Source organism: Salinihabitans flavidus (genome assembly GCF_900110425.1).
Lineage (GTDB): Bacteria > Pseudomonadota > Alphaproteobacteria > Rhodobacterales > Rhodobacteraceae > Salinihabitans > Salinihabitans flavidus.
The window spans coordinates 50,813-76,468 of record NZ_FODS01000016.1 but is presented as its reverse complement, the minus strand read 5'-3'; the positions used below and the strand labels follow the sequence as shown (position 1 = coordinate 76,468).

26 protein-coding genes are annotated in these 25,656 nt (G+C 66.1%); 10 read left to right on the top strand and 16 right to left on the bottom strand.

Features of this window, described 5'->3' with window-relative positions:
- Positions 1-7: 7 nt before the first annotated feature.
- Positions 8-535: an EF-hand domain-containing protein gene (locus tag BMW66_RS13260; protein WP_093119196.1), complete on the bottom strand. Its 528-nt coding sequence runs from the start codon at positions 533-535 to the stop codon at positions 8-10.
- 216 nt (positions 536-751) lie between these two features.
- On the opposite strand from BMW66_RS13260, the gene BMW66_RS13255 reads away from it, so the two are divergent.
- Together BMW66_RS13255 and BMW66_RS13250 are read left to right on the top strand one after the other, a co-directional pair.
- The gene (locus BMW66_RS13255) at positions 752-1,147 is read left to right on the top strand and encodes a DUF983 domain-containing protein (protein ID WP_093119194.1); all 396 of its coding nucleotides are present in this window, start codon (positions 752-754) and stop codon (positions 1,145-1,147) included.
- Positions 1,148-1,176: 29 nt separating this feature from the next.
- A complete protein-coding gene (locus tag BMW66_RS13250) occupies positions 1,177-1,887 on the top strand; it encodes an NUDIX hydrolase (protein ID WP_093119193.1) in 711 nt (236 codons plus the stop codon).
- Between the two features lie 13 nt (positions 1,888-1,900).
- Here the strand turns inward: BMW66_RS13250 and BMW66_RS13245 are convergent, their stop codons facing one another.
- Genes BMW66_RS13245 through BMW66_RS13235 form a run of 3 tightly spaced genes read right to left on the bottom strand, consistent with a single transcriptional unit; the run spans position 1,901 to position 3,925 of the window.
- Positions 1,901-2,797, bottom strand: a complete 897-nt coding sequence (locus BMW66_RS13245; RefSeq protein ID WP_093119192.1) for an EamA family transporter — start codon at positions 2,795-2,797, stop codon at positions 1,901-1,903.
- A 20-nt stretch (positions 2,798-2,817) separates the two neighbouring features.
- The gene (locus tag BMW66_RS13240) at positions 2,818-3,726 is read right to left on the bottom strand and encodes a fatty acid desaturase (RefSeq protein WP_093119190.1); all 909 of its coding nucleotides are present in this window, start codon (positions 3,724-3,726) and stop codon (positions 2,818-2,820) included.
- Positions 3,719-3,925 (bottom strand): DUF2061 domain-containing protein, encoded by a 207-nt coding sequence (locus BMW66_RS13235; protein ID WP_093119188.1) that lies wholly within the window; start codon positions 3,923-3,925, stop codon positions 3,719-3,721. Before BMW66_RS13235 ends, BMW66_RS13240 begins: the two co-directional genes overlap by 8 nt.
- A gap of 109 nt (positions 3,926-4,034) precedes the next feature.
- Here BMW66_RS13235 and BMW66_RS13230 point away from each other — a divergent pair, with 109 nt between their 5' ends.
- Positions 4,035-4,892, top strand: coding sequence for a helix-turn-helix domain-containing protein (locus BMW66_RS13230; RefSeq protein WP_093119186.1), 858 nt, complete (start codon positions 4,035-4,037; stop codon positions 4,890-4,892).
- Positions 4,893-4,908: 16 nt separating this feature from the next.
- On the opposite strand, the gene BMW66_RS13225 is transcribed toward BMW66_RS13230, so the two are convergent.
- Genes BMW66_RS13225 through bcoG form a run of 3 tightly spaced genes read right to left on the bottom strand, consistent with a single transcriptional unit; the run spans position 4,909 to position 7,891 of the window.
- The gene (locus BMW66_RS13225; protein ID WP_093119184.1) at positions 4,909-6,387 is read right to left on the bottom strand and encodes a carnitine 3-dehydrogenase; all 1,479 of its coding nucleotides are present in this window, start codon (positions 6,385-6,387) and stop codon (positions 4,909-4,911) included.
- A gap of 5 nt (positions 6,388-6,392) precedes the next feature.
- Positions 6,393-6,956, bottom strand: a complete 564-nt coding sequence (locus BMW66_RS13220; RefSeq protein WP_093119182.1) for a lipocalin family protein — start codon at positions 6,954-6,956, stop codon at positions 6,393-6,395.
- Positions 6,957-6,976: 20 nt separating this feature from the next.
- Complete coding sequence (gene bcoG / locus BMW66_RS13215) at positions 6,977-7,891, bottom strand: 3-dehydrocarnitine:acetyl-CoA trimethylamine transferase BcoG (protein ID WP_093119180.1); 915 nt, start codon at positions 7,889-7,891, stop codon at positions 6,977-6,979.
- Between the two features lie 78 nt (positions 7,892-7,969).
- Here bcoG and BMW66_RS13210 point away from each other — a divergent pair, with 78 nt between their 5' ends.
- The 3 genes from BMW66_RS13210 to BMW66_RS13200 all read left to right on the top strand — a co-directional run bounded on the left by BMW66_RS13210 (position 7,970) and on the right by BMW66_RS13200 (position 10,838).
- Positions 7,970-8,941, top strand: coding sequence for a GlxA family transcriptional regulator (locus tag BMW66_RS13210; protein ID WP_093119243.1), 972 nt, complete (start codon positions 7,970-7,972; stop codon positions 8,939-8,941).
- Between the two features lie 287 nt (positions 8,942-9,228).
- Positions 9,229-9,912: a helix-turn-helix transcriptional regulator gene (locus BMW66_RS13205; RefSeq protein ID WP_175483246.1), complete on the top strand. Its 684-nt coding sequence runs from the start codon at positions 9,229-9,231 to the stop codon at positions 9,910-9,912.
- 71 nt (positions 9,913-9,983) lie between these two features.
- Complete coding sequence (locus tag BMW66_RS13200) at positions 9,984-10,838, top strand: NmrA family NAD(P)-binding protein (protein WP_093119177.1); 855 nt, start codon at positions 9,984-9,986, stop codon at positions 10,836-10,838.
- A 78-nt stretch (positions 10,839-10,916) separates the two neighbouring features.
- On the opposite strand, the gene BMW66_RS13195 is transcribed toward BMW66_RS13200, so the two are convergent.
- Positions 10,917-12,929, bottom strand: coding sequence for a M3 family metallopeptidase (locus BMW66_RS13195; RefSeq protein WP_093119175.1), 2,013 nt, complete (start codon positions 12,927-12,929; stop codon positions 10,917-10,919).
- Positions 12,930-13,015: 86 nt separating this feature from the next.
- Positions 13,016-13,804 carry an inositol monophosphatase family protein gene (locus tag BMW66_RS13190; RefSeq protein ID WP_093119174.1) on the bottom strand — a complete coding sequence of 263 codons (789 nt, stop codon included), beginning with the start codon at positions 13,802-13,804 and terminating at the stop codon, positions 13,016-13,018.
- 185 nt (positions 13,805-13,989) lie between these two features.
- Here BMW66_RS13190 and BMW66_RS13185 point away from each other — a divergent pair, with 185 nt between their 5' ends.
- Positions 13,990-15,015, top strand: coding sequence for an NADP-dependent oxidoreductase (locus BMW66_RS13185; RefSeq protein ID WP_093119173.1), 1,026 nt, complete (start codon positions 13,990-13,992; stop codon positions 15,013-15,015).
- Between the two features lie 248 nt (positions 15,016-15,263).
- Here BMW66_RS13185 and BMW66_RS13180 read toward each other — a convergent pair whose 3' ends face one another.
- Positions 15,264-16,169 carry a LysR family transcriptional regulator gene (locus tag BMW66_RS13180; protein ID WP_093119241.1) on the bottom strand — a complete coding sequence of 302 codons (906 nt, stop codon included), beginning with the start codon at positions 16,167-16,169 and terminating at the stop codon, positions 15,264-15,266.
- Positions 16,170-16,268: 99 nt separating this feature from the next.
- Here BMW66_RS13180 and metF point away from each other — a divergent pair, with 99 nt between their 5' ends.
- Both metF and BMW66_RS13170 read left to right on the top strand, forming a co-directional pair.
- Complete coding sequence (metF, locus tag BMW66_RS13175) at positions 16,269-17,135, top strand: methylenetetrahydrofolate reductase [NAD(P)H] (RefSeq protein WP_093119172.1); 867 nt, start codon at positions 16,269-16,271, stop codon at positions 17,133-17,135.
- Positions 17,136-17,204: 69 nt separating this feature from the next.
- Positions 17,205-17,702: a PaaI family thioesterase gene (locus BMW66_RS13170; RefSeq protein ID WP_093119171.1), complete on the top strand. Its 498-nt coding sequence runs from the start codon at positions 17,205-17,207 to the stop codon at positions 17,700-17,702.
- Positions 17,703-17,708: 6 nt separating this feature from the next.
- On the opposite strand, the gene gph is transcribed toward BMW66_RS13170, so the two are convergent.
- From gph to BMW66_RS13145, 5 genes are all read right to left on the bottom strand, one after another.
- Complete coding sequence (gene gph, locus BMW66_RS13165) at positions 17,709-18,359, bottom strand: phosphoglycolate phosphatase (protein WP_093119240.1); 651 nt, start codon at positions 18,357-18,359, stop codon at positions 17,709-17,711.
- On the bottom strand, positions 18,356-18,910 hold the full coding sequence (locus tag BMW66_RS13160; RefSeq protein ID WP_093119170.1) for a thioredoxin family protein: 555 nt from the start codon (positions 18,908-18,910) through the stop codon (positions 18,356-18,358). The genes gph and BMW66_RS13160 overlap by 4 nt, the downstream gene beginning before the upstream one ends.
- Positions 18,911-19,050: 140 nt before the next feature.
- Positions 19,051-20,121, bottom strand: a complete 1,071-nt coding sequence (locus BMW66_RS13155) for a DUF2235 domain-containing protein (protein WP_093119169.1) — start codon at positions 20,119-20,121, stop codon at positions 19,051-19,053.
- On the bottom strand, positions 20,099-22,396 hold the full coding sequence (locus BMW66_RS13150; RefSeq protein ID WP_093119168.1) for a xanthine dehydrogenase family protein molybdopterin-binding subunit: 2,298 nt from the start codon (positions 22,394-22,396) through the stop codon (positions 20,099-20,101). The genes BMW66_RS13155 and BMW66_RS13150 overlap by 23 nt, the downstream gene beginning before the upstream one ends.
- 71 nt (positions 22,397-22,467) lie before the next feature.
- On the bottom strand, positions 22,468-23,559 hold the full coding sequence (locus BMW66_RS13145) for a type III PLP-dependent enzyme (protein WP_342741867.1): 1,092 nt from the start codon (positions 23,557-23,559) through the stop codon (positions 22,468-22,470).
- Positions 23,560-23,710: 151 nt separating this feature from the next.
- Between BMW66_RS13145 and BMW66_RS13140 the strand changes: the two genes are divergently transcribed.
- Positions 23,711-24,145 carry an Lrp/AsnC family transcriptional regulator gene (locus tag BMW66_RS13140; RefSeq protein ID WP_093119238.1) on the top strand — a complete coding sequence of 145 codons (435 nt, stop codon included), beginning with the start codon at positions 23,711-23,713 and terminating at the stop codon, positions 24,143-24,145.
- Between the two features lie 142 nt (positions 24,146-24,287).
- On the opposite strand, the gene BMW66_RS13135 is transcribed toward BMW66_RS13140, so the two are convergent.
- The gene (locus tag BMW66_RS13135) at positions 24,288-25,631 is read right to left on the bottom strand and encodes a dicarboxylate/amino acid:cation symporter (protein ID WP_175483245.1); all 1,344 of its coding nucleotides are present in this window, start codon (positions 25,629-25,631) and stop codon (positions 24,288-24,290) included.
- Positions 25,632-25,656 lie beyond the last annotated feature (25 nt).

Here is a 25,656-nt window from a genome sequence, read left to right as displayed (position 1 = left end):
GGTTTACCTAGTCTTTGTCACGCCCGCGCATGTGATATCCATGCCCATCTCCGCCATGACGCTTCATGCCATGGCGACCGCCACGCCTCTCGCGCATCTCGGCAAGTTCGTCGCGGCTCACCATGTCGTCATTGTCGGCGTCCAGCATGTCGAACATGCGATCGGCCCGGCGACTGTCGCGCCGCATCTCGTCGAAGCTCAGCTCGCCATCGCCGTTCTTGTCGTGCCGTTCGATCATGCCCGCGGTGCGGCGCTCGGCGCGCTCCTTCATGCGTTCGAGCATACGCGCCTGCATTTCCTCGGCCGACACGCTGCCATTGCCATCGGTATCGCTTTCAAGGAACCGCGCGCGGGCGTGGGCCTCAAGCTCATCCTGGCTCAGCATCCCGTCGCCATCCGCATCCGCCTTGTCGAAATCGAGCTGCATGCCGCCCCTATGACCGTGATACATGCCCTTGTCCTTGGCCAGCGCCGGAAGCGCCACGGCGCCAAGCGCCAGCGCGGCAATCGCCGGAACGAAATAGATGCGTTTCATCTTGTGAACTCCTTCGTCACTTGCTTGAAAAACCGGCTTCCTGCCCGTTCTCTATGGTATGATACGGGCCGATGCCGACATTCCGTCGCACGCGATCGGGATTTTTCATGCACGCCCTGCCCGACCTCGCGACATCGGGACGCGGGTGTTCCATCCCCCCTTTTAATACCGGACCCGAATCCGCATCTTGCGGGAAGGAAACACGCGAGAGATAGAATGACCGACATGAGTCTTCCGACAGAGCAGGAAACCGGAATCTGGCCCACCCTTTTCAAAGGCTGGCGGCGCAAGTGCCCCAGTTGTGGCAATGGTCCGATGCTCAAGAGCTATCTGAAGGTGCGCGACACCTGCACCGTCTGCCGCGAGGAGTTGCACCACCACCGCGCCGACGACGGGCCCGCCTATCTGACGATCTTGATCGTGGGGCACCTGATGGCGCCGCTGCTGCTGGTGGTGTTTGAAACCTGGCGGCCGGAACCGCTTATCCTCTTCACCATTTTTGCGGTTGGCTGCGTCGCGCTCTCACTCTACCTTCTGCCAAGGCTGAAGGGTGCGGTGGTCGCCTTCCAATGGGCACGCCGCATGCACGGGTTCAAGGACCGCGCCCCCTGACGCCGCCAAACGCAAGCGTCGGGACAGCCATGACCATTGACAAGACCGCCATCAGAAATGCCGCCACTGTCATCGTGATGCGCGATCGCGCGCACGAGCCGCGAATCCTGATGGGCCAGCGCGGCGAAAAGGCCGCCTTCATGCCCAACAAGTTCGTCTTTCCGGGCGGCGCGGTGGATCGCGGGGACACCGACGTGCCGCTGGCCGACGGGTTCGATCCGCTGACCGAGACGCGCCTGCGCGAGGATGCCGACCCCACGCTCGTTCATGCCCTCGGCGTGGCGGCGGTGCGCGAGCTTTGGGAGGAGACCGGGCAGCTTCTGGGCAGCCCCGGCGATTGGACCGGCACACCCGGCCCCGACTGGACCGATTTCGCCGCCACCGGCCACCTGCCGACGGCGCACGGGCTGCATTTCGTCTTTCGCGCGATCACCCCGCCGGGCCGGCCCCGCCGGTTCGACGCGCGGTTCTTCCTGCTGGAGGCAGAGGATCTCAACAGCGATCCCGACGACTTCACCACCGCGCAGGATGAGTTGTCGCATCTGCAATGGATACCGCTGGAAAAGGCCCGCAGCTTCGATCTGCCCTTCATCACGGAGGTGGTGCTCGCCGAAATCGCCGGAAGCATCGACACCCCCGGCCCTCCGCCGTCGGTTCCGTTTTTCAAGAACACCGATGAGGTGGGCTATTTCCGGCGTATCCACGGGCGCGAGCCGACAGAGGCCGATCTGGGCGGTTGACCCCGACCCTCGCTCAGGTCAGCATGATCAGCGCAAGGATGCTCAGCGACAAAAGCGCCATGCCGATCAGCTCGCGCGCGGTGATCCGTTCGCACAGCAGCAGAACCGAGACGATCAGCCCGAAGATGAGCTCCACCTGCCCCACCGCCTTCACATAGGCCGCGGTCTGTAGCGTGAAGGCGGTGAACCAGCAGAACGACCCCGCCATGCTGGTCAGCCCGATCCATCCCGCGCTGCGCCACGCGGCCAGCACGCGCGCGGCCTCGCCCGGCTCGCGCCACGCCATCCAGACCGCCATGCCGATCATCTGCATCAGCGTCACGGCCGCCAGCGTCACCCCCGCGCTCAGGAACGGGTCGGTGCCCCCCAGTTCAAGAGAGGCCGCCCGGTAGCACACCGCCGACACCCCGAAAAGCGCCCCGGCGGCAAGGCCCAGTCCCGCCGACGGGCTCAGCAATCGCCAGCGTCCCGGCGCGGCGGCGGGCGCCGAGAGCACCAGAACCCCCGCCAGTCCGAGCAGGATCGCGCCAAGCCCCGCGGCGCTGATCACCTCGCCCAGAAGAACGATCCCGACCAGAGCGGTCAGCAGAACCTCGGTCTTGATCAATGTCATGCCGACCGCGAAATTGCGCCGCCCGAACAGCATCACGGTGCAGATGGTCGCGGCCACCTGCCCCGCGCCGCCGACCGCGCCATAGGCCCAGAACCCCGCGTTCAGCGCCGGCAGCGCGGCGCCCTGCGCCCACAGATACACCGCCGTCAGAGCCGCCGCCGCAGGGGCGGAATAGACGAACCGCGCAAAGGTCGCGCCCGTTGCCGTCAGGCGCACCTGCGACAACTGCCTTTGCAACAAGAAACGGACGGTCTGAAACCCCGCCGCCGCAACCGCCATGACAATCCACAGATCCATGATCTGCTATTGACGCGGTTTCACTCCTTTGGCCAGAGCGGATGCGGCACCGCGTCCTTCGTGCGCCAGAAGTGGCGCCGGAAAACCTCAGCATAAGAGCTGTAGGAATAGCCGCCATTACGTTCCAGATACCGCGCGCGGTTGTCCCGATACAGCTCCGGCAGGCGATACCACGGGGTGCGCGGATGCATGTGGTGGACCACGTGCAGGTTGTTGTTGAGAAACAGAAACGCCAGCGGGCCGCGATCCTCGATGATCACCGTGCGTCCACTCGCGCGCTCATGCGCCTGATGCTCAAGGAAGGTGCGGATCTTCAGGATCGACAGCGCCGCATAGGCCGACACCACATAGGCCCAGACCGGCATCGACGCCACCGCCGCAAGCCACCAGACCACCGGCACCAGCGCCGCCCCATGCCACAGCCAGCCGCGCAGCACGCCCCGGTCCCCCGCTCGGATCGCGCGCCAGTCCGCCGCCATGAACGCCACCTGCCCCAGCGCCGGCCCGATCAGAAGCCGCCCGGCCAGTGTATTGTTGAACCACAGCAGCGCCCGCCGCCAACCCGGCAGCCGCGCCCAGACCGCCGGGTCGAGGTAATTGCTCTCCGGATCGTCATAGGGATCTGTCAGGGTCGCATCGCGGTGATGCGCCAGATGGGTGTCCCGGAACCGCTGGTAGGGCACGAAAAGCCCGACCGCCGGAAACACCAGCGCCTCCCTCATCAACCGCGCGCGGAAGGGGTGGCCATGCAGCACCTCATGCGACAATGACGAATGCAACGCCAGCGCCAGCACGGTCAGCGCCATGCCCAAGGGCAGCCAGACCGCCGCCGCCCATGTGCTTCCCACCGCCCAGAGCGCGTAGCACAGGATCAGAAGCAACAGTGTTGGCCATTCCACCCGCCTGCCGGGTCTGCGGCGCTCAGACATTGCGCCGACCCCACCCGATCCGGTCCCAGACGCGTTCGTAGACCACATAGAGCGACAGTCCGATGCCGGTATTGATCACCGCCATCGTGCCCCCGATCATGGCCGATCCGGTGGTTACGAACCCTACAACTGCCATCACGCAAAGTCCGATCGCATTCCACAGAACAGCCTTCACGACAGAGCGTTGCCGCGTCTCCATAACGTCACCTCAGTGTCTGAAATTCTCCCCTTTTTCTACGCCTCGGAGGCCGTGTGGGGAACTCCGAGTATGATTAACAAAACTCCGCAACTATGATATATATCACCATATGAATGATAAAATCGACAAACGCCTGCGCGCCGAACGCTTTCGCGAGCGTCTTGTCCAGGCCATGCGCGAACGGGGTCTGAGTCAGAGCGCGCTTTCCCGCCGCGTGGGTGTGGACCGCTCCACCATATCGCAACTTCTCACCGGCAGCGGCGCGCGCCTGCCCAATGCGCAAGTGGTGGCCGAATGCGCCGCCGCGCTGGGGGTCTCGGCCGACTGGCTGCTGAGCCTGACCGACAGGCCCGAAAGCGCCGCCGACGTTCTGGCCAACAGCCTGACCCTGACCGAAGCGCCGCGCGCGCTGGTGGATGAGCAGATCTTCCAGTGGCATGTGGAGGCGCAGGGCTACAAGATCCGACACGTGCCCGCCGGCCTGCCCGACATGCTCAAGACCCGCGAGATGCTGGAATGGGAGTATTCGCCGCATCTGGGCCGCACAACCCAGCAGGCCATCGGCGCGAGCGAGGACCGGCTGGAGTGGATGCGCAAGGCACGCTCGGATTATGAGATCGCCCTGCCCCTCTACGAGATGCAGGCCTTCGCCGAAGGCTCAGGCTATTACAGCACCCTGCCGCGCGACATCCGCGCCGACCAACTCGATCATTTCGCCGCGATCAGCACGCAGCTTTATCCCCGTCTGCGGTTCTATCTCTTCGACGCGCGGCAACTCTTCTCCGCGCCGGTCACGATCTTCGGCCCACTGCTCGCGGTGCTCTATCTCGGGCGCAACTACCTCGCCTTCCGGGACACCGAACGGATCGAAAGCTTCACCGACCATTTCGACAACCTCGTGCGGCAGGCCACGATCTCCGCCCGCAACCTGCCGGAGCATATCGACGGCCTGCGCGCGCTGATGTGATGGGCCCCGGGTGCCCCTACCGCGGCGCGCCGATGGCGCGGCCCGCCCCCTCGGGACGCAGCAGCCCGGCATGGGATGCGGCGATCCGCGCGATATGGCCCGCGATCTGCTCGCCAAACGGCGCGGGTTTGCGGGTGGCCATGTCCACATGCACAAGGAAATGCTCCCCCGTCGCAAGCAGCCTTTCGCCCTCAAACATCTCGTGCCACAGGTGCAGCTTCTTGCCCTCGCCAAGTAGAACCTGTGTGCGAATCTCGATCCGCTGACCCAGAAGCGCCTCGCCCAGATGACGGATATGCGTCTCGGCGGTGAAGAAACTGCCCTTTTGCGCGATGTAATCCTGATCGCAGCCCACGATCTCCATCAGCCGCGTGGTGGCATCGGCAAAGGCGTGCAGATAACGCGCCTCGGTCATATGCCCGTTGTAATCGAGCCAGTCGACCGGCACCGCCCGCCGCCCTGTCACGATGGGTCCGGGCGCGTCACCAAGCTGCTCGGCGTGGCGCACCGTGCCATCGGACGCCATGATCGCCGCGTCGCGCTCGTTCATCAGTTTACCCGCGCCCCAGTTGCGGTCCTTCAGCGCCCGGATCATCGCCACGAGGTTGTCATCGCGGATCTGCTCCATCTCGCGGATGCTCATATGCCCCGACTGCGCGTCCGACTGCCCCGCGATCAGCTCCACAAGCTCCTCGGTGAACTCCGGCACATCCATGAGCTTGGTCCATGGCCATTTCAGCGCAGGGCCGAACTGCTCCATGAAATACTTCATCCCCGCCTCGCCACCGGCAATGCGGTAGGTGTCGAAAATCCCCATCTGCGCCCAGCGAAGACCGAACCCAAAGCGGATCGCATCGTCGATCTCCTCGCTGGTGGCGATCCCGTCGGTGACAAGCCACAGGCACTCGCGCCACACCGCCTCCAGCAGGCGGTCGGCGATATGCGCGTCAATCTCCTTGCGCACATGCAGCGGATACATGCCGGTCCCGCGCAGCATCTCCTGCGCCCGCGCGATCAGCTCCCCGTCGTTGGCCTCGGTGCCCACCACCTCGACCAGCGGCAGGAGATAAACCGGGTTGAACGGATGCGCGACCACGATCTGACCGGGCCGGGCCGCGCCGTCCTGCAATTCGCTCGGCTTGAAGCCGGAGGTGGAAGAGCCAATCACGGCACCCGCGTCGCAGGCCGCCTGCACCTCCGCATAGACCTTCAGCTTGAGGTCGAGCCGTTCCGGTACGCTTTCCTGAATCCAGTCCGCGCCCGCCACCGCCTCGGCAATCGTGGCGTGAAAGCTCAGCGTGCCCTCCTCGGGAAGCGCCACATCGCTCAGCCCCGGCGCGGACCTTCGCGCATTCTCCAGAACCTCGCCGATCTTGCGCTCCGCCTGCGGGTCGGGATCGAACACCCGCACATCCCAGCCTGCCTGAAGAAACCGCGCGGCCCATCCGCCGCCGATCACACCGCCGCCAATCAGGCCGGCAATCTTTCTGCTCATGTCTCTCAGTCCTTGTCTTGCGGCACACGAAAAAGGCGCGCCGTGTCATATCCATTGCGCCGCAGCACATCGGCGGCGGCCTCGAAATCCTCATCGGGGATTTGCGGCGACCGCGCCAGAATCCAGCCCGTCCCGCCGTCCGGCGCGCCGATCACCGCGACGGTGTAATCGTCCGTCACATCCAGCACCCAGTAATCGCCCCACAGGAACGGCAGCCACGAAAACCGCGGCAGGAACGTCACCTGCAGCTTGCCGGGCGCCACCACGCGCGCCACGCCGCTTGCGGTCTCGACGGGGCCGTCAAGCGCCCCCTCCCGGCAGGTGTTGAGCACGTCGATCCGCCCGTCGGGCCGGGCGCTGTAATCCGCCGTGACCCCGACGCAGCCCTCCTCGAACCACACCGGAAAGCGCGCGATCTCATACCATCTGCCCAGATAGGGCTCGATTTGCAGGGAGTCGTCCACCGTCATCGGCACCGAGGTGTCGCGGTAGCTCTCCGCGCCCACCGCCCCGCCGGCCAGCGACAGCACGGCCCCCGCCAGCGCGGCCAACCGTCCGCCCCGGCCCATGCGGCTATGGCGCCCCGCGCTCACCCGAGCATCGGCGCGCGCTTGGTCAGGCCAAGCTTCTCGCGCACCTGCTGCGGGCCGATCACGCGCGCGCCCATCTGCTCGACGATCGACTGCGCGCGCTCCACAAGCTGCCAGTTCTCCGCCAGAACGCCCTTGTCGAGATAGATGTTATCCTCCAGCCCGACGCGCACATTGCCCCCCGCCAGAACGCTCGCGGCGACATAGGCCATCTGGTTGCGCCCCAGCCCGAAGGCCGAGAAGGTCCAGTCATCGGGCACATTGTTGACCATCGCCATGAAGGTGTTGAGGTCATCGGGCGCACCCCACGGCACCCCCATGCAAAACTGCACCAGCACATCGGGCTCCAGCACCCCGTCCTTCACAAGCTGCTTGGCATACCACAGATGCCCGGTGTCGAAGGCTTCCACCTCCGGCTTGACGCCCAGATCGGTCATCATCCGGCCCATGGCCTGCAACATGCCCGGCGTGTTGGTCATCACGTAATCGGCCTCTGCGAAATTCATCGTCCCGCAATCGAGCGTGCAGATCTCCGGCAGGCATTCGGCCACATGCGCCACCCGCGCGCTGGCGCCGATCATGTCGGTGCCGTCCACTGGCGGCAGCGGCTCTTCCGTGCCGCCAAAGACGATGTCGCCGCCCATCCCGGCGGTGAGGTTGAGAACGACATCCACCTGCGATTCGCGGATGCGCTCGGTCACTTCGCGGTAGAGCCCGACATCGCGCGACGGTGCGCCGCTCTCGGGGTCGCGGACGTGGCAATGCACCACCGCCGCCCCCGCCTTGGCCGCGGCGATCGCGCTCTCGGCGATCTGCTTGGGGCTGCGCGGCACATGCGGGCTGCGGTCCTGCGTGCCCCCCGATCCGGTAACGGCACAGGTGATGAAAACCTCGCGGTTCATTTGCAGCGGCATGACAGGCTCCTTTTTGTGTTCGGGGCGGAGTATGCCGGTCTGGACGCGATACTTTTTACGAAATACGAATCATATTTGATGAAACACGAAAAAACCTTGCCCCTGCCCGATCACGCCCCGCTCAACGCGGCGGTGCTCGTCTTCGACGACTGCAACACGCTGAGCTTCGCCGCCGCCGTGGACCCGATGCGCGCCGCCAACCGCCGCGCCGGGCGAGAGCTGTTTCGCTGGCAGTTCCGCACCGCCACCGGCGCGCCCGCGCATCTGACAAGCGGCCTGCGGATCGAGGGCGGCGCGATTGCCGATCTCGACGCCTGCGATCTGCTCTTCGTGATCGCCGGCTTCCGGATCGAGGCGCATGCGACCGCGCGCCTGTCGGCCTCGCTGCGGCGGCTGGCTGCGCGCGGCACACCGATGGCCGCGATCGACGGGGGGCCGTGGCTTCTGGCGCAGGCGGGGCTTCTGGACGGGCACGCCGCCACCACTCACTGGGAGGATCTGGAGCTTTTCGCCACCCGTTTCGCGCGCGTGGACACCCGCCGCGACCGTTTCGTGATCTCCGGGCCCTTCGCCACCAGCGGTGGCGCCGCGCCCTGCATCGACATGATGCTGCACCTGATCCGCTCGCGCTTCGGCGCCGATCTCGCGGCGCGGGTCGGCAGCGCCTTTCTCTACGACCCGGTGCCCGAGGGCACGCAATGGCAAAGCCCGATGTCCACCGCCCGCACCACCCGGCGCAACCCGCGCATCGCCCGCGCGCTGGAACTGATGGGGGCGCATATCGACGACCCGCTGCCCATTGCCGGGATCGCGCGCCGCCTGTCGCTTTCACCGCGCACACTCGAACAGCGGTTCAAGGCGCATCTGGGCTGCGGGCCGGCGACCTATTACCGCCGGCTGCGCCTGGCGGAGGCATATCGCCTCGCCACCGACACCACCATGACCGTTCAGGACATCGCGCTGGCCACGGGCTTTGCCTCGCAGGCCGCCTTCGCCCGCGCCTTCCGCGCCGCGCACGGGCTGTCGGTGCGCGCGCTGCGCGGTGGCTGACCGGCCGCCGCGCAGCGCCCGGCCCAACACTTTGCGCGCCATCTTCGATGGGGCGCGCAGGGGCGGGAGCGCCAGCCCTTTGCACTTCGTCGTGCATGCCCGGGGCAAATCCCTTGCAACCGCGACGCCATGTTGAGCAGCGGCTCCCGAAGACTTCGTCTGGAGCCGTGCGGGTCGGATATCGACTTAGCGGACGGAGCGGACATTCAGCTCCAAGCTGCGTTTTGCAGGACCACTCCATATCTACGGCAATTTTCAATGGTCTCCGAAAACGATATGCTTGTCGCATGCAACGTTCAGGCCGACTTCTCCAACTCCTTCAGATTCTTCGGGAAAGACGCGTCGCCGTAACCGCGAAATTCCTCGCGGAGCGATTTGGTATCTCCGAACGCACCGTCTATCGTGATATGAAAACGCTCGTGGAACTGGGCGTTCCGGTTGAAGGCGAGGCAGGCATAGGTTTCATCCTGCGCCCGGGCTTTTTCCTGCCATCGATGGCGTTCACACGCGACGAGGCCGATGCCGTTCTCTTGGGCCTGCGTTTCGTGCTTGCACGCGGCGATGGCGAGATCGCGAAAGCAGCCGATACCGCATTGCTCAAGATCATGGACGGTATGGGGGACCGGGATGAAACGCAGATGCTGGGGAACGGCTTGGCAGTAGGTCCGCCTGAAACCGAGCGGCGATGCGAACTGGGGACGATAAGACGGGCCATGCGGGATCGCCGCAAGCTGAAAATCGCCTACCGGACTGATGGTCAGGCTTCGCGCAGCCGTGTTGTCTGGCCCGTCGCACTCGGCTTTTTCGATCAAGTTGAAATGCTCGCGGCGTGGTGCGAGTTGCGCGATGCATTCCGCCATTTTCGCATTGACCGGATCGACAGCCTGACTTTCCTCGAAGTGAACTTCCCGCGATCCCGCAACAGTCTGTTGGCCGTCTATCGCAAGCTCGAACCCCACGCGAACCTCTGACTGACGCTTGCTGACACTTTCTGTCAAAACCCGATGATAAGTCTTGGTCCGGAGTTGAAAAGGAGATCGGGATGTATGTCATACTTGGTGGAACCGGGCGGGTCGGGTCGGAAACTGCGCGCGCGCTGCTGGACGAAGGCCAGGAGGTGACAATCGTCACCCGCGACGCGCGCCACGGCGAGGACCTGAAGAAAGCGGGAGCGAAAGTTGCAGTTGCAAATATCCTTGACGTGGATGCGCTGAGACGTGTTTTTCAGGCGGGCAAGCGAGCTTTTCTGCTCAACCCGCCAGCGGACCCTTCCGGCGACACGGACAAGGAAGAGCGCGAGAACGTGGCTGCGATCATCTCGGCGCTCAATGGATCGGGGCTCGAAAAGGTTGTGGCGCAATCGACCTACGGAGCCTTCGACGGCGAACGCTGTGGTGACCTCACTGTCCTGCACGAGTTCGAGCGGGCGTTGGAGAGGCAATCCGTTCCAGCCGCGATCAACCGCGCAGGATATTACATGAGCAACTGGGCGGGAATGGCAGAACCGGTTCGTGAAAGCGGCATACTGCCGAGTTTCTTTCCGACCGAACTGCCAATTCCGATGGTGGCACCGGCCGATCTCGGAAAGGTCGCCGCCCGGCGGCTCATGTCCGGGACCGATGATGTGGGCATCGAGTATATTGAGGGACCGGATCGCTATAAAACCAGCGATGTCGCCGCCGCGTTTGGGGAGGCAATGGACTGCAAGGTAGAGGTCCAAGAAGTTCCTCGCGATGCACTTGAAGATACATTTCGCGACTTCGGGTTTTCGAACGAAGCCGCGGCGTCGTATGCCTGCATGACCTACCGGTTGATTGACGGGAAGACGATGCCAGCGGATGAACCAACCCGAGGGGACGTGACGTTGGAAGACTACCTCGCCTCCCTCCTCGGCTGACAGGGCGGCTACATGCAAAGGTGACAGTCTCTACATGTTGCACCATTCACTGCAAAGGGCCGGGCGGCAGGGCCCCTTTCAGGTCAGAAGCCCGCGCCCCTTCAGCAGCGCCTCGACCCCCGGAAGCCGCCCGCGAAACGCGACATAAAGATCCTCGGCCTCCGCCGATCCGCCCGCCGACAGGATATGCCGCTCCAGCGCCACGGCGATCTGCGGATCGAACGGTCCGCCCGCCTCCTCGAAGGCGGCATAGGCGTCGGCGTCCATCACCTCCGACCACATGTAGCTGTAATACCCCGAGGAATAGCCATCCCCGGCGAACACATGCGCGAAATGCGGCGCCGCGTGGCGCATGGCGATGGCGCGCGGCATCCCGATCCGCGCCAGAACCTCCTCCTGCCGCGCTATCGGATCGGTCGGCGCCGGCCCCTCGTGAAACTCCAGATCCACCAGCGCGGAGGCGATATATTCCACCGTCTGGAACCCCATGTCGAAAGTCGCCGCCTCCAACACCTTCTCCAGCATCGGCTGCGGCATCGGCGCGCCCGTCTCCACATGGGTGGCAAAGCGGCGCAGCACCTCCGGCACCTCCAGCCAGTGCTCGAACAACTGCGAGGGAAGCTCCACGAAATCGCGCGCCACCGAGGTGCCCGACACGCTCTCATAGGTCACGTCCGACAGCATCTGATGCAGCGCATGGCCGAACTCGTGGAACAATGTGCGCGCGTCGTCATAGCTCAGAAGCGCGGGATCGGACTTGGCGAAATTGCAGGTGTTGATCACGACCGGCCCCTGCACGTCCGGAAATTTCCGCTGCCCGCGCATGGCCGAACACCACGCCCCCGACCGCTTGCCGGAGCGCGCGAAATAATCGCCGATGAACACCGCCACATGACGGCCCCGGCGCGTCACCTCCCACGCCCGGCAATCGGGATGATACAGCGGCACGTCGATGGCCCGGAACTCCAGCCCGAACAGCCGGTGCGCACAGTCGAAGGCCGCCTCGATCATCCGCTCAAGCTGCAAATAGGGTTTGAGCGCGCTTTCATCGAGGTCATGCTCCGCCGCCCGCCGCCGCGCCGCGTAGTAGCGCCAGTCCCACGGCTCCAGCGGCCCGTTCGCCCCGTCGGCGCGCATCATCTCGGTCAGCACCCCGGCATCCGCCTCGGCCCGCGCACGCGCCGGCGCCCACACCGCCATGAGCAGATCGCGCACCGCGCCGGGCGTTTTCGCCATCTCGGTTTCCAGCTTGTAGTCGGCAAAGCTGTCGTATCCCAGAAGCGCGGCCCGCTCTTGCCGCAGGGCGAGGATCTCCGCCGCGATGTCGCGGTTGTCATGATCGCCGCCATTGGCCCCCCGAGCCGTCCACGCCCGGAAGGCGCGCTCGCGCAGATCGCGGCGCGGCGCGTATTGCAGGAACGGCACGATCAGGGAACGTGACAGCGTGATCGCCGCCCCCTCCCGGCCCAGCTCCGCCCCCGCCGCCCGGGCCGAGGCGACAAGGAACTCCGGCAGACCCTCCAGATCGGCCTGCGACAGATCCATCACCCAATCGCCCTCATCGGCGAGCACATTCTGCGTGAACTGCGTGCCCAGCACCGCCAGCCGCGCCTTGATCTGCGCCATCCGCTCTGCCGCCTCGCCGCGCAGCGCCGCGCCCGCGCGCACGAACCCGCGATGACACAGCATCAGAACGCGCCGCTGCTCATCGCTCAGGTCGAGGGCGTCGCGCGCCTCCCAGACCGCCGACACCCGCGCGAACAGCGCCTCATCGGCATGGATCGCAGAATAATGCGCCGCCAGACGGGGCGAGAAATCGCGCTGCAACGCCTGCCGCGCGGGCGTGCTGTCGGCCCCGGCCAGCGTGAAGAACACCGACAACACCTTGCCAAACGCCTCGCCCGACACCTCCAGCGCCTCGACCGTGTTGGCGAAGGTCGGCGGCTCGGGAATGCCCGCGATCGCGGTAATCTCCTCGCGGTGCTTGGTCAGCGCGCGCTCCAGCGCCGGGGCGAAATCGGCGTCGCGGATCGCATCGAAGGGCGCAAGGCCATGCGGCCCGGTCCACTCGGACAAAAGCGGATTGGTCATGATCGGCTCTCCTTCCGCCGGGGCCGGAGCGCCTTCGCGCAGGCCCGGCCCGGCCATGTCAAACGCGCGCGCCCGCCTGCCCGGCCTCAGCCGTTGCGGATCACCTTCGTGAACTGGTCGAAGATCGCCCCGTTGGAGCAAAGCACCTCGCCGCCGTCCAGAAGATCGCCCTCCGGGTCGATCGGCTGCACGAAACCGCCCGCCTCGCGCACGATCACCACGCCGGCGGCAATATCCCAGACGTTCAGACCGCGTTCCCAGAAGCCCTCGTAACGCCCCGCCGCCACATAGGCCATGTCCAGCGCCGCCGCGCCCCAGCGCCGCACCCCCGCGCAGGCCGGCATCAGCCGCCCCAGGTCCTTCAGCGTATCGGGCAGATCGGCCCGCCCGCCAAAGGGCACCCCAGTGGCAAAGATCGATTCGATCATCCGCGAACGTCCTGACACCCGCAGGCGCGTGTCGTTGAGCCACGCGCCCTCGCCCTTCTCGGCCACGAACATCTCGTCCTTGGCGGCGTCATAGATCACACCCGACACGATCTGGCCCTTGAACTCCAGCGCGATGGAAATCGCCCAGTGCGGCAACCCGTGCAGGAAGTTCGTCGTCCCGTCAAGCGGGTCGACGATCCAGCGCCGCGTCGGGTCCACCCCGTCGATCCCGCCGCCCTCCTCGGCCAGCCAGCCATAGTTCGGACGCGCACCCAGAAGCTCATCCTTGAGGATCGCCTCGGCGGCGATGTCGGCGCGGCTGACGAAATCGCCCGCGCCCTTCATCGATACCTGAAGGTTCTCCACCTCGCGGAAGTCCTTGACCAGCGACCGGCCCGCCTTGCGCGCGGCCTTGACCATGATGTTGAGATTTGCGCTCCCGGGCATGGGGGACTCCTTGATTTGTCAGGGCGCGCTTATACGCGCGGCCCCTCTCAATGCCAAGGCCGGATCGCGCCCCCGCGTGCCCGCCCTGCCGCCGCGTCAGACACCGCCCCGCTTGCATCCCGCGCCCCGCCCCGGCAGGCTGCGCGCGGATCACCCCAAACCCCAGCGAACGGAAAAGACACCCCATGACCGACACCATGCAACGCATCGTTCTGGCCAGCCGCCCCGAAGGCGCGCCCGCCCATGTCAACTTCCGCCTTGAGGACACCCCCCTGCCGGAACCGGGCGACGGCGAGGTGCTGGTCAGGGTGCATTACCTCTCGCTCGACCCCTACATGCGCGGGCGCATGGACGACGCGAAATCCTACGCCAAACCGGTCGAGGTCGGCCAGACGATGGAAGGCGGCGCCGTGGGCGAGGTGATCGCCTCGAACAGCGACCTGTTCAAGCCCGGCGAGTTCGCCTTCGGCATGTTCGGCTGGGCGAGCCACGGCGTGCTGCCCGCGAAGGCCCTGCAAAAACTCAGCCCCGATCTCGCGCCCATCTCCACCGCGCTCGGCGTACTGGGCATGCCCGGGCTGACCGCGTGGCACGGGCTGACCAGCATCGGCAAGCCGCAGCATGGCGAAACCCTCGTCGTGGCCGCCGCCACCGGCCCCGTCGGCTCCATGGTGGGGCAACTGGCAAAGGCGCGGGGCCTGCGCGCCGTGGGCATCGCCGGCGGGCCGGAGAAATGCCGCCTCGCGGTCGAAACGTTCGGCTTCGACGCCTGCCTCGATCATCGCGCCCACCCCGACGCGGCCTCGCTGCGAGAGGCGCTGGCCGCCGAATGCCCCGACGGGATCGACATCTATTTCGAGAATGTGGGCGGCAAGGTGCTGGAATCGGTGCTGCCGCTGATGAACGTGGGCGGGCGGATACCGCTCTGCGGCATGATCGCATGGTATAGCGGCGCCGATCTCGGGGATCGCAACCTGCTGCCCGCCGCATGGCGCGCGATCCTCGTGAAACGGCTTCTGGTGCAGGGCTTCATCATCTTCGACGCCTACCACCGCCTGCCCGATTTCCTCGAAGAGGTCGCGCCCAAGGTCGCCAGCGGCGAGGTTTCCTACCTCGAAGACATCACCGAAGGGCTGGAGAACGCCCCCGACGCCTTCATGGCGATGCTCAAGGGCGGCAATACCGGCAAGACGGTGGTGAAACTGGTCTGATCGCGGCACGGGGCGCGCCATCGCGCGGCGTCCCGCCTGCCTTCATCTTTGCCGCGAATACTCCGGGGTCCGGGGCGTGCGATCTGCCGCCCGGTCCCCGGTCTTTACCCGATCTTCACGCCTTTGCACCGAACGCCCTGTTCACCATGCGAAATCCGGGCATCGCCACCGACGCGATACCGACAAAATACCGACGTTTTACCGACATGGGTTTTTCAGCGTTAACAACGACTTGACCCGATTCGCGCTCAGGCCGCCTGCATCCGCTCCGCCTCCCGCCGCGCCAGCCCCAGAAGATCGGTCATATAGGGCTTGTCCCGATCGTCCCGCCGCACCGCCGCATAAAGCCGCCGCGTCAGCCCCGCCGGCGTCAGCGGCCGCGTCACGTAGTCAGAGCTGTATTTCACCTCCCGCACCACCCAGTCGGGCAGCACCGCCACCCCCCGATTCGACGCCACCAGAAGCAGGATCACCGCCGTCAGCTCCGCCTGCCGGATGTGCGCCGGCTCCACCTTCGCCGGGGTCAGAAGCTGCGAGAAGACATCCAGCCGCGAGCGTTCCACCGGATAGGTGATCAGCGTCTCGCCGCGAAAATCCTCCGCCTCGACATACTCCCGCATCGCCAGTGGATGCTGAGAAGAGGACACGAAAACAGGGGCATAGTCGAACAGCGGCAGGAAATCGACCCCCGGAAGATCCTCCGGGTCCGACGACACCACAAGGTCCACCTCCTCCTTCATCAGCGCCGGCAGCGCGTCGAAGGCAAGGCCGGGGCGGATGTCCACATCCACATCCGGCCATGTCTTGCGGAATTGCTCCAGCACCGGGAACAGCCACTCGAAACAGGCATGACATTCGATCGCGATATGCAGCCGCCCGGACGAGCCGTCCCGCAGCCCGCTGAACTCCTGCTCCAGCGCCTCGACCTCCGGCAGAATACGCTCCGCCAGCCGCAACAACCGCATCCCCGCCGCCGAAAGCGTCATCGGCTTGGACCGGCGCACGAACAGCTCGACCCCCGCCTGATCCTCCAACCCCTTGATCTGATGGGATAACGCCGACTGCGTGATGTTGAGTTTCTCGGCGGCCCGCGCCAGCCCCCCACACTCGTAGATCGCCTTCACCGTCCGCAGATGGCGGAACTCGATGTGCATTTTCATATTTCGCTCATGTTGTTCTTGAGAATTATGAAGTTGTCTCACAATGCCCGAACTGCGACAAGAGCGGGACACTGAAAAACGGAAAGCCGCCCCATGCCCGCACCGAGTATCTCCTTCGAGTTCTTCCCGCCGCAAAACCTTCAGGCGTCCTTTCGCCTGTGGGATACCGTGCAGGTGCTGGCCCCGCTCAACCCGCGCTTCGTCTCGGTGACGTATGGCGCCGGCGGCACGACGCGCGATCTGACCCGCGATGCGGTCGCCACGCTGCACAAATCCAGCGGGCTGAACGTTGCCGCCCATCTTACCTGCGTGAACGCAAGCCGCGACGAAACCCTTGCAATCGCTGATGAATTCGCCAAGTCCGGGGTCAAGGAAATCGTTGCCCTGCGTGGCGATCCGCCCAAGGGAAGCGACCATTTCACCCCCCATCCCGACGGGTTCGCCAATAGCTGTGAATTGATCTCGGCGCTGGCGGATACCGGCAAGTTCACCATCCGCGTGGGCGCCTATCCCGACAAGCATCCCGAAGCCGCCGACATGCAGGCCGACATCGACTGGCTCAAGGCCAAGATCGACGCCGGCGCCGACGAGGCGGTGACGCAGTTTTTCTTCGAGGCCGATAGCTTCCTGCGCTTTCGCGATGCCTGCGCCAAGGCCGGGATCAACGCGCCCATCACCCCCGGCATTTTTCCCATCGAGAACTGGACCGGCGCGCGCAAGTTCGCCAGCAAATGCGGCGCCTATATCCCCGCATGGCTCGATGACGCCTTCGACAAGGCGCTGCGCGACGACCGTGCCGACCTGCTGGCCACCGCCATCTGTACGGAGCTGTGCTCCGATCTGATCGACGAGGGCGTGGACGCGCTGCATTTCTACACGCTCAACCGGCCCGAACTGACGCGCGATGTCTGCTTCGCGCTCGGCATCAAGCCGGAGATCAAGCTCGAGAACGTCGCGTAACACGCCGCCCGCATTGCACCCGCTCCGGGTTTGCGGCCATCCTGTGCCCGAATGACAAGGGGAACAAGGATGGCCGACCGTTTCATTGCCCAGACCATCGACGACATGCCCGACATGGCCGAGGTTCTCTCGCGCAGCGGGCTCGAGTTCATGCAGGACATGATCGACGGCAAGCTGGCCGGCCCGCCCATAGGCGCCACGATGGGCTTCTGGCCTGTGCATGCCGAAAAGGGCCGCGTGGTGTTTCGCGGCACGCCCGGTTTCGGCGTCACCAATCCCATGAGCACGGTGCACGGCGGCTGGTATGGCGCGGCGCTCGACAGTTGCATGGCCTGCGCGGTGATGACCGAACTGCCACGCGGCAAGGTCTATACCACGCTGGAATACAAGGTGAATATCATCCGCCCGATCCCGATCGGCACCACGGTGGACGCCATCGGCACGGTGCAGCACGCGGGCCGCTCCACCGGTATCGCCAACGGCGAGATTCGCGGCATAAAGGACGACCGCCTCTACGCCACCGGCTCCACCACCTGCATCGTCATGGACGCGCTGCCCGCGGGGTGATCCGCCTCATGCCGCCGGCGCGGCCATAAGTCCCGGCAAATCGGCAAACCGGCCAAAGGCCTCCCGATGCGGGATTTCCGCCACCCGGCGCTTGCGATACCCCCCGGTGAAGAGCAGGAACGGCACCCCGGCACGCGCGGCGCATTCGCCGTCCACCTCGCTGTCCCCGACATAGACACCCTGCGCGTCCAGCCGCTCAAAGCAATGCAGAAGCGGCGCCGGATGCGGTTTGCGCTGCGGCAGGCTGCCCGCCCCCACCACCACCTCGAAATACCGATCGAGCCCAAGCAGGCGCAGGATGTCGCGCGCCGATCCTTCCGGCTTGTTGGTGCACACGCCAAGCCGATGCCCCGACCCGATGAGCGTGGACAGGGTCCTCTCCAGCCCCGGAAACGGCCGGGTGAGCGCGACCGAATCGGCGTTGTAATGAAACAGATACCGCGCCATGAGCGTCTCTCGCCGCTCCGGCGCAATGCCGCGGTCGTCCGCCACCCCCGCGATCAGCGCGGGCACCCCGTCGCCGATGAACCCTGTCACCGCGCCAAGCGAAAGCGGCTCCTGCCCCTGCTCGGCCAGCGCGCGGTTGACAGCGGCGTGTATGTCGGGCGCGCTGTGAACGAGCGTTCCGTCCAGATCAAAGACAACCGCGCCGCTCACGCCGCTTTCCACTTGATCGAACAACCCATCGAAGGCACCTGATCGCGCGGACCCTGCCCGGTCTGTGCGATCTGGCGCATTGCCTCGTAAAGCTCGCGCGGTGCCCCCTCCGGCGCCGGATGGCGGCCAGAGGCATCCAGCCGCCCGCGATACTGCAATTGCGCATCGGCGTTGTAGCCAAAGAAATCCGGCGTGCAGACCGCACCATAGGCGCGCGCCACGCTCTGATCCTCGTCATGCAGATAGGGAAAGGGAAATCCCTTCTCCCGCGCCAGAACCGCCATGTTGTCGAAACTGTCATCCGGATAGGTCGCCGCATCGTTGGAACAGATCGCCGCCACCCCGACGCCCAGTGCCTGCAGATCGCGCGCATCGCGCACGATCCGGTCCAGCACCGCCAGCACGAAGGGGCAGTGGTTGCAGATGAACATGATCAGCGTGCCGGCCTCGCCGCGAATATCCTCCAGCCGATAGCGCTGGCCGTCGGTGGCGGGCAGGTCGAACTCCGGCGCGGGCAGGCCGAACTCGCATACGGGGGGACGTGCAGCCATGACTCTCTCCTTCTCGGATTGCCGTGTCGTCGGGCACAGTCTCATGTTTACGGCCGGATTTGTCCACCGTCCCGCCCCTCTTCTCGGCGCAAATACCTTGCGGGGGTCGGGGGGCGCAAAGCCCCCGGCGCATCCACGCGTCAGGCCCGCGAACCCGATAGATTCTGTGCCGGGGGGTCCTCGCTGGGCAGGGGTTGCGCACTCTCGTGAAGACGCTCTGACACATCGCGCCCCACACCGCGGCGCTTGCGCAGCAGGAACATCTTGCCCCATCCCCGCCAGGTGCCGACAGACGGGGCCTGTGGGTCGATCTCGAACCGTCCGCGCCATCCCTCTGGAAGCGGCAGGTCGCACTGCTCCATCCGCTCGAGCATCCACACCAGCGGAATATTGGCCAGCGGCCGCGCCGCCTCGAACCCGGAAAGCTGCCCGCCCACATCGCCATGCGCGCCGCGAAACCAGACCTGCTCGGCCCGCCCGGCCCAGTCCGGCGGACACTCCCAAAGCACCGGCGCGAACACCTCGCGTGTCTCATGCAGCGCCAGCGCGTGAAACCCGTGCCGGATCGAATGGCCAAGGTGATGGTTGTGAAACTCGTGCCTGGCTTCCGAGAACTGCCACAGAAGCGGCAGCCGCAAACCCAGCGCCTTGACCGTGTCCCAGACCCCGACCATCTCGATCTCGACATGGTGGTGGCAGTAGAGCCGGGCGAAATCGCGTGCCGCGTCGCCCTGGGGCGCGCTTTCGTAGTGACGATAGACCTGCCGGATATTGCGCTCCGTGGCGTGGCGCGCCTGCAAAAGCCCGACCCGGTCGATCACCCCCGCCAGCGATCGCACCGCAAAGGCGCCGCGCGAATAGCCGATCAGGAAAATCCGGTCTCCGGGCCGATAGCGCGAGGCGAGAAACCCATAGGCGCGGCGGATCTGCCGGTTGATCCCGCGCCCCATCATCACGGCGGGCGTGGTGCGCCAGTCGGACCACTGCACCCCCGCCTCGTAGTAGAGCGAGACCTGCGCGCCCATCTCCTGAAGCAGGCGATAGGTCTGACCGGCATTGGTCTCCTGTCCCGGCTCCAGCGTGGACATCGTCCCGTCGAGGATGATCACATGGGTTTGCGCCCCCCGGCCCCGACCGGGTTTGGAATGATCCAGCCGCCAGGGGCGGCCAAGCCATCCGAAAAGCCGTTTAGTCAGCCCTGTGAAGCTCACCGTTCAACATGCTCCATACCCGATGCGGGGTGAAGGGCATATCCGCCTGTCGAACCCCGCGCTGCCAAAGCGCATCCTGCACCGCATTCGCCGTCGCGGCCATCGCGCCCACTGTCCCCGCCTCACCGCAGCCCTTCATGCCCATCACATTCGCGGTGGAGGGCACAGGCTCCGTCTCGAACCTGAACAGGGGAAGATCATCGGCCCTCGGCATCGCGTAGTCCATGAAACTTGCCGTGAGCAACTGCCCCTCCGCGTCATGCACGCTCCGCTCCCACAGCGCCTGACCCACGCCCTGCGCCACGCCGCCATGCACCTGCCCCTCGACGAGCATCGGGTTGATCAGGTTGCCGAAATCATCGACCACGGTGTAGCGGTCAAGCGTGACCTTGCCGGTCTCTGGATCCACCTCCACCTCGGCCACATGCGCGCCATTGGGAAAGGACCGCGCCTCGAGCCGGGCGCGCGCCTCATGGCGCAGCAGATCCTCGCGCCCCGCCGCGCGTGCCATCTCGGCCGCCTCGATCATCGTCGGCGTCAGGTTCGACCCGTCCGCGCGAAACCTCTCGTCATCGAAACCAACGGCGCTTTCGGCCACCCCCATCCTCTCGGCCAGAAACGGCCGGAAGGCGGCGATCATCTTGTCCACCGCCGCCAGCGTGGCGTTCGCCTGCGTGGTGACGGAGCGCGACCCGCCGGTGCCGCCTCCCTTCGCGATCAGGTCGCTGTCGCCCTGCACAACAGAGATACGCTCAGCCGGAATCCCGGTCTGATCGCTCAGGAACGTGGCATAGACCGTTTCATGCCCCTGCCCGTTCGATTGTGTGCCGACATAGATCGTCACGCCACCATCCGCGTTGAATTCCACCGTTGCGCCCTCGGAAGGATCGCCCAGAATACTTTCGATATAGTAACAAAGCCCGATCCCGCGCAGTTTTCCCCGCGCTTCGCTCCGCTCCCGGCGCGCGTCGAACCCGGCCCGGTCCGCCGCCCGCTCCGCATGGTCGAGCACACGCGGGAAATCGCCCACGTCATAGATCTCGCCCGTGGCGCTCTCGTAGGGGAAAGCCCCCGGCGCGATGAAATTGCACCGCCGCAACTCCCAGGGGTCCACCCCAAGCTCGCGCGCCGCACGATCCATCAACCGCTCGATCACATAGATCGCCTCGGGCCGCCCCGCGCCGCGATAGGCATCGACCTGCGTGGTGTTGGTGTAGTATCCCTCCACCTCCAGAAGTGTGTTCTGAAGATCGTAGACCCCAGGAAACACCCGGCTGAAAAGCTGGGTCTGTATCATCTGCCCCATACCGGAGTTGTAGGCACCGAGATTGCAGCGCGTGCGCACCCGATAGCCAGTCGCTTTCAGATCGGCGTCAAAGGCCATCTCCGCCACGGACACCAGATCGCGCCCGGCATGATCGCTCAGCATCGCTTCGCCCCGCTCGCTCATCCAGCGCACCGGACGGCCCAATGCCTTCGCCGCCTGCGCCACCACGAAACTCTCGGGATAGACGATCGCCTTCATGCCGAAACCGCCGCCCACGTCCGGCGTGGTCACGCGCACCGCTTCGGGCGGAAGGTCGAAGGCGTTGCAAAGCTGATCCTTCGCGCCCCAGACACCCTGCCCGTTGACGCACAGATGAAGCCGCGCTCCATCCCATTCGGCATAGCATCCGCGCGGCTCCATCGAATTGATGATCACCCGGTTGTCGCCCACTTCAAGCGACACCACATGCGCCGCCGCATCGAACGCCGCCCGCACGGCATCCGCCTCTCCCAGTGCCCAGTCGAAGGCGCGGTTCCCGGGCGCTTCTGGGTGGATCGTCTCGCCCCCCGGCGCCAGATTGAGCGAGACAGGCAGATCCTCATACTCCAGCTCGATCAGTTCGGCCGCATCGCGCGCCTGCTCAGGCGTGTCCGCCACGACGAGCGCCACAGCCTCGCCCACAAAACGCAGCCTGCCGCGCGCCAGCATGGGCCGCTCGGGCGCCGCCCCCCGACTGCCGTCGCGGTTCTTCTGAAGGTTGGCGCGCATCGCCACGTTCATCCCGGCCGTCTCCAGATCGTCGAGCGTCAGCACCAGGTGCACCCCCTCGGCGGCCCGCGCCGCGCTCACATCCAGTTCGGTGATCGACGCATGGGCCACGGGCGAGCGGAACACATGGGCATAAAGCGCCCCCTCGGGCGCGATATCGTCCACATAGCGGCCCCCGCCGGTCAGGAACCGCACGTCCTCCACCCGCTTGATTGACTGGCTTTTTCCGAACTTCTCCATGACCTGCCTTCGCGCATTGGACTCGGGGCCGACACTAACGCGCCGCGCTGTGCTGTCCAGTGCGCACCCGATCACGGCGCGGTGACGGTCACGATCTCCTGCGCGCCATAGCCGTTGAACCGCGTGGACAGCGACGCCGCATAGGCCCCCATCGCGCGGATCAGCACATAGTCGCCCTCCGCGATCCCGTCAGGCAGCGGCATGGGGTCCGGCAGCCGGTCGAGACTGTCACAGGTCGGCCCGAAAATCACCCGCGGCACCGGGGCGCCCGGCACCGCGCCACCATCGGGGCGCCGCGCCTCGATCCGCGCGGGCAGGCCGATATCGCGCAACTCCATCAGCGCGCCATAGATCCCGTCGTTGAGAAACAGCGCCCCGCCCGCACGCACCGCCTTCACCCGAAGCGCCAGCGTGAACGCCTCGGCCACCATTGCGCGCCCCGGCTCGCAAACCAGCGCCGGGGCGTCCGGCCCGAACGCCGCGCGGACCTCGGTGGCGATGCGGCTGAAGATCGCCTCCAGATCGGGGGCCTCCCCCGCGCGGTGCGCCGCGAACCCGCCGCCCACGTTGAACTGGCAAAGCCGCACTCCCGCGCGCCGCGCCACCTCCGCCGCCGCGCGCACATAGACCGCCCAGGCCTCGGGGTCGGCGCATTGCGTGCCGGGATGAAAAGTCATCGCGGGCGCGAACCCCATCGCCGCCGCGCGCCGAAGCAGCACCACCGCCTGCGCCGGGTCGGCGCCGAACTTCTCACCGAAGTCATAGGCCGCCCCTGCCACCGGCAGACGCAGGCGCACCGCGATCCGCGTGCCCTCGCGCGGCACCTCGGAGAGCTTTTCCAACTCTCGCGGGCAATCCACCGACCAGCTTGCGATGCCATGCGCCATCGCCGCGGCAATCTCCGCGCGCGACCGCACCGGGTTGTGATAATTCAGAAGGGCGCGCGGATGCGCCGCCCGCGCCTGCGCCATCTCTGCCGGAGAGGCGACATCGAAGGCCCCGATCCCCGCCCCGACAAGATTGTCGAGCACCGCCGGATCGGCGTTGGCCTTGACCGCATAGGTCACAAGCCCGCCAAATCCCCGTACGAACCGCCGTGCGCTGGCCTGCAACACCTCCGGTGCGAAATAGAGCACCGGCGCGTCGGGCTGCATCTTCACCATGTGCCGGATCGGCGACGGCCATAGAGCCGGTTGACTGCGCATTGTCCTACCTCATGTCCCGTTTTCTTTCAGTCTGTGGGGAATTCACGTCGATTCCGCGTGGCGATCTGATAGAATCGCAGCGAATTGACGGCAAAATGACCAAATAATGATGCAACTCGACGAAACCGACCGCGCCCTGCTCGCCCGTCTGGCCGAGAATGCCCGCGCGCCTGTGGCCACGCTCGCTCGGCAACTGGGTCTGGCGCGCACCACCGTGCAGGCCCGCATCGACCGGCTGGAAGCGTCGGGCGCAATCGCCGGCTACACCCTGCGTCCCGGCCCGCAGGCCCGCCCCCCGATCCGCGCCACCGCGCTCGTGGCGATAGAGCCGCGCTCCGGGCCCGCCGTCCTCGCGCGGCTCAAATCGCTGCCGGGGGTGGAAAGGGTGCACACCACCTCGGGCCGGGTGGATCTCATCGTGCAGATCGCCGCTCAGACCACCGAAGAGCTTGACGCCACCCTCGACCGGATCGGAGAGGCGCGCGGCGTGCACAGTTCCGAAAGCCTGATCCACCTGGCCACCAAACTCGACCGCGCGCCCTGATCGACCGCCGCCTCTTTTCGGGTGAAATACCTCGGGGTCCGGGGCAGAGCCCCGGGGCCTGCGCGGCCTGAGCGCCTACTCACATGGGCCTGCGTGCCCTGAACGCTAAAGTGACACTGCGCGCGCGGAACGCGCGCTCCGATCAGGACGCGGCCGTCTCCCCCGTCTGACCGACCGCGCGGAACAGCACCGCCGCCACCAGATCGCCGGTGACATTGACCGCCGTGCGGCACATGTCGAGCAGGCGATCGACGCCGAGAATGATCACCATCCCCTCCACCGGAATACCCATGCTCGTGGCCACGTTGATCAGAATGGCGATGCTGACGCCCGGCGTGCCGGGCGCACCAATGCTCGAGGCGACAAGCGTTCCGACCACCACCCCGATTTGCACCGCCGAAAGCTCGATCCCGGCAAGCTGCGCGAGAAAGAGAATGGCCACCGCCTGATACAGCGCGGTGCCCGCCATGTTCATCGTCGCCCCCAGCGGAACCACCAGATTGGCGATATTCTCCGGCACGCCGAGCTGACGCGCCGACTGGATCGTCACCGGCATCACCGCCGAGGAACTGGAGGTCGAGAAGGCCAGCAACAGGTTGCTGCCCGCCGCCTTCATGAAGCGCAGCGGCGTCACCCGCGCGAACAGGAACGCGATCGACAGGTATAGACACAGCAGACCGGCCAGCCCCAGCAGCACCGCGCCCACATAGCCCGAGATCCCGAGCATGGTTTCAAACCCCATACGCATCACGAGCTGCGCCATCAGCCCGAACACCGCGAAAGGCGCCAGAAACATCGCCCATTTCACGATGTTCATGGAGATCGACAGCAGCGCCTCCATCAGCGCCAGAAACGGCGCGGCGCGGCTGCGTTGGACCTGCGTGACCGAAACGCCGACCAGCAACGCCAGCACCACGACCGCGAGCATGTCCCCCTGCACAATCGAGGCGGTGGGATTGGTTGGCAGGATGTCGGCGATCAGATCCGGCAGGGTCGCGGGCGCGCTCAGGTCGGGCGCGTCGGGCAGGGTCTCGCCCTGCGACACCGGCGCCGGGGCGGGCACGGGCACGGAGAACCCGGCAAGCCCCGTGCCCGGTCGCAGCCATTGGGCCAGCGCCACGCCGATGCCCGCCGCCACCGTCGTGGTCACGAGGATGAACGCCGCCAGCCGCAGGCCGACAGACCGCAACTCTTCGCCCGATCCGGCCCCGGCCAGCCCGCCCACGATCGACGAGAATATAAGCGGGATCAGAACCATCGCGATCAGCGCCAGAAAGATCCGTCCCGGCAAGGCCAGCCAGAGCCCGGCCACCTCGGCCACGTCGGGCGGGACAAGCCCCGTCGCCTCGCTCATCAGCAGGCCGAGGCCAAAGCCCAGAACCATTCCTGCCATCACCTGCGCCCAGAGCCTGGAGGTGATCCAGACCCGCAGCTTGAACCGCTGTTGCGCGATCTGCATCGGAGCGTCTTGAATGTCGGTTGCCATGACAGGCCCATAGCACGACCTGATC

What these genes read in the sequence shown, in the direction of transcription:
- BMW66_RS13260 (WP_093119196.1), bottom strand. Translation starts at nt 535, where the DNA reads ATGAAACGCATCTATTTCGTTCCGGCGATTGCCGCGCTGGCGCTTGGC.
- BMW66_RS13255 (WP_093119194.1), top strand. Translation starts at nt 752, where the DNA reads ATGACCGACATGAGTCTTCCGACAGAGCAGGAAACCGGAATCTGGCCC.
- BMW66_RS13250 (WP_093119193.1), top strand. Translation starts at nt 1,177, where the DNA reads ATGACCATTGACAAGACCGCCATCAGAAATGCCGCCACTGTCATCGTG.
- BMW66_RS13245 (WP_093119192.1), bottom strand. Translation starts at nt 2,797, where the DNA reads ATGGATCTGTGGATTGTCATGGCGGTTGCGGCGGCGGGGTTTCAGACC.
- BMW66_RS13240 (WP_093119190.1), bottom strand. Translation starts at nt 3,726, where the DNA reads ATGTCTGAGCGCCGCAGACCCGGCAGGCGGGTGGAATGGCCAACACTG.
- BMW66_RS13235 (WP_093119188.1), bottom strand. Translation starts at nt 3,925, where the DNA reads ATGGAGACGCGGCAACGCTCTGTCGTGAAGGCTGTTCTGTGGAATGCG.
- BMW66_RS13230 (WP_093119186.1), top strand. Translation starts at nt 4,035, where the DNA reads ATGAATGATAAAATCGACAAACGCCTGCGCGCCGAACGCTTTCGCGAG.
- BMW66_RS13225 (WP_093119184.1), bottom strand. Translation starts at nt 6,387, where the DNA reads ATGAGCAGAAAGATTGCCGGCCTGATTGGCGGCGGTGTGATCGGCGGC.
- BMW66_RS13220 (WP_093119182.1), bottom strand. Translation starts at nt 6,956, where the DNA reads ATGGGCCGGGGCGGACGGTTGGCCGCGCTGGCGGGGGCCGTGCTGTCG.
- bcoG (WP_093119180.1), bottom strand. Translation starts at nt 7,891, where the DNA reads ATGCCGCTGCAAATGAACCGCGAGGTTTTCATCACCTGTGCCGTTACC.
- BMW66_RS13210 (WP_093119243.1), top strand. Translation starts at nt 7,970, where the DNA reads ATGAAACACGAAAAAACCTTGCCCCTGCCCGATCACGCCCCGCTCAAC.
- BMW66_RS13205 (WP_175483246.1), top strand. Translation starts at nt 9,229, where the DNA reads ATGCAACGTTCAGGCCGACTTCTCCAACTCCTTCAGATTCTTCGGGAA.
- BMW66_RS13200 (WP_093119177.1), top strand. Translation starts at nt 9,984, where the DNA reads ATGTATGTCATACTTGGTGGAACCGGGCGGGTCGGGTCGGAAACTGCG.
- BMW66_RS13195 (WP_093119175.1), bottom strand. Translation starts at nt 12,929, where the DNA reads ATGACCAATCCGCTTTTGTCCGAGTGGACCGGGCCGCATGGCCTTGCG.
- BMW66_RS13190 (WP_093119174.1), bottom strand. Translation starts at nt 13,804, where the DNA reads ATGCCCGGGAGCGCAAATCTCAACATCATGGTCAAGGCCGCGCGCAAG.
- BMW66_RS13185 (WP_093119173.1), top strand. Translation starts at nt 13,990, where the DNA reads ATGACCGACACCATGCAACGCATCGTTCTGGCCAGCCGCCCCGAAGGC.
- BMW66_RS13180 (WP_093119241.1), bottom strand. Translation starts at nt 16,169, where the DNA reads ATGCACATCGAGTTCCGCCATCTGCGGACGGTGAAGGCGATCTACGAG.
- metF (WP_093119172.1), top strand. Translation starts at nt 16,269, where the DNA reads ATGCCCGCACCGAGTATCTCCTTCGAGTTCTTCCCGCCGCAAAACCTT.
- BMW66_RS13170 (WP_093119171.1), top strand. Translation starts at nt 17,205, where the DNA reads ATGGCCGACCGTTTCATTGCCCAGACCATCGACGACATGCCCGACATG.
- BMW66_RS13160 (WP_093119170.1), bottom strand. Translation starts at nt 18,910, where the DNA reads ATGGCTGCACGTCCCCCCGTATGCGAGTTCGGCCTGCCCGCGCCGGAG.
- BMW66_RS13150 (WP_093119168.1), bottom strand. Translation starts at nt 22,396, where the DNA reads ATGGAGAAGTTCGGAAAAAGCCAGTCAATCAAGCGGGTGGAGGACGTG.
- BMW66_RS13145 (WP_342741867.1), bottom strand. Translation starts at nt 23,559, where the DNA reads ATGGTGAAGATGCAGCCCGACGCGCCGGTGCTCTATTTCGCACCGGAG.
- BMW66_RS13140 (WP_093119238.1), top strand. Translation starts at nt 23,711, where the DNA reads ATGCAACTCGACGAAACCGACCGCGCCCTGCTCGCCCGTCTGGCCGAG.
- BMW66_RS13135 (WP_175483245.1), bottom strand. Translation starts at nt 25,631, where the DNA reads ATGGCAACCGACATTCAAGACGCTCCGATGCAGATCGCGCAACAGCGG.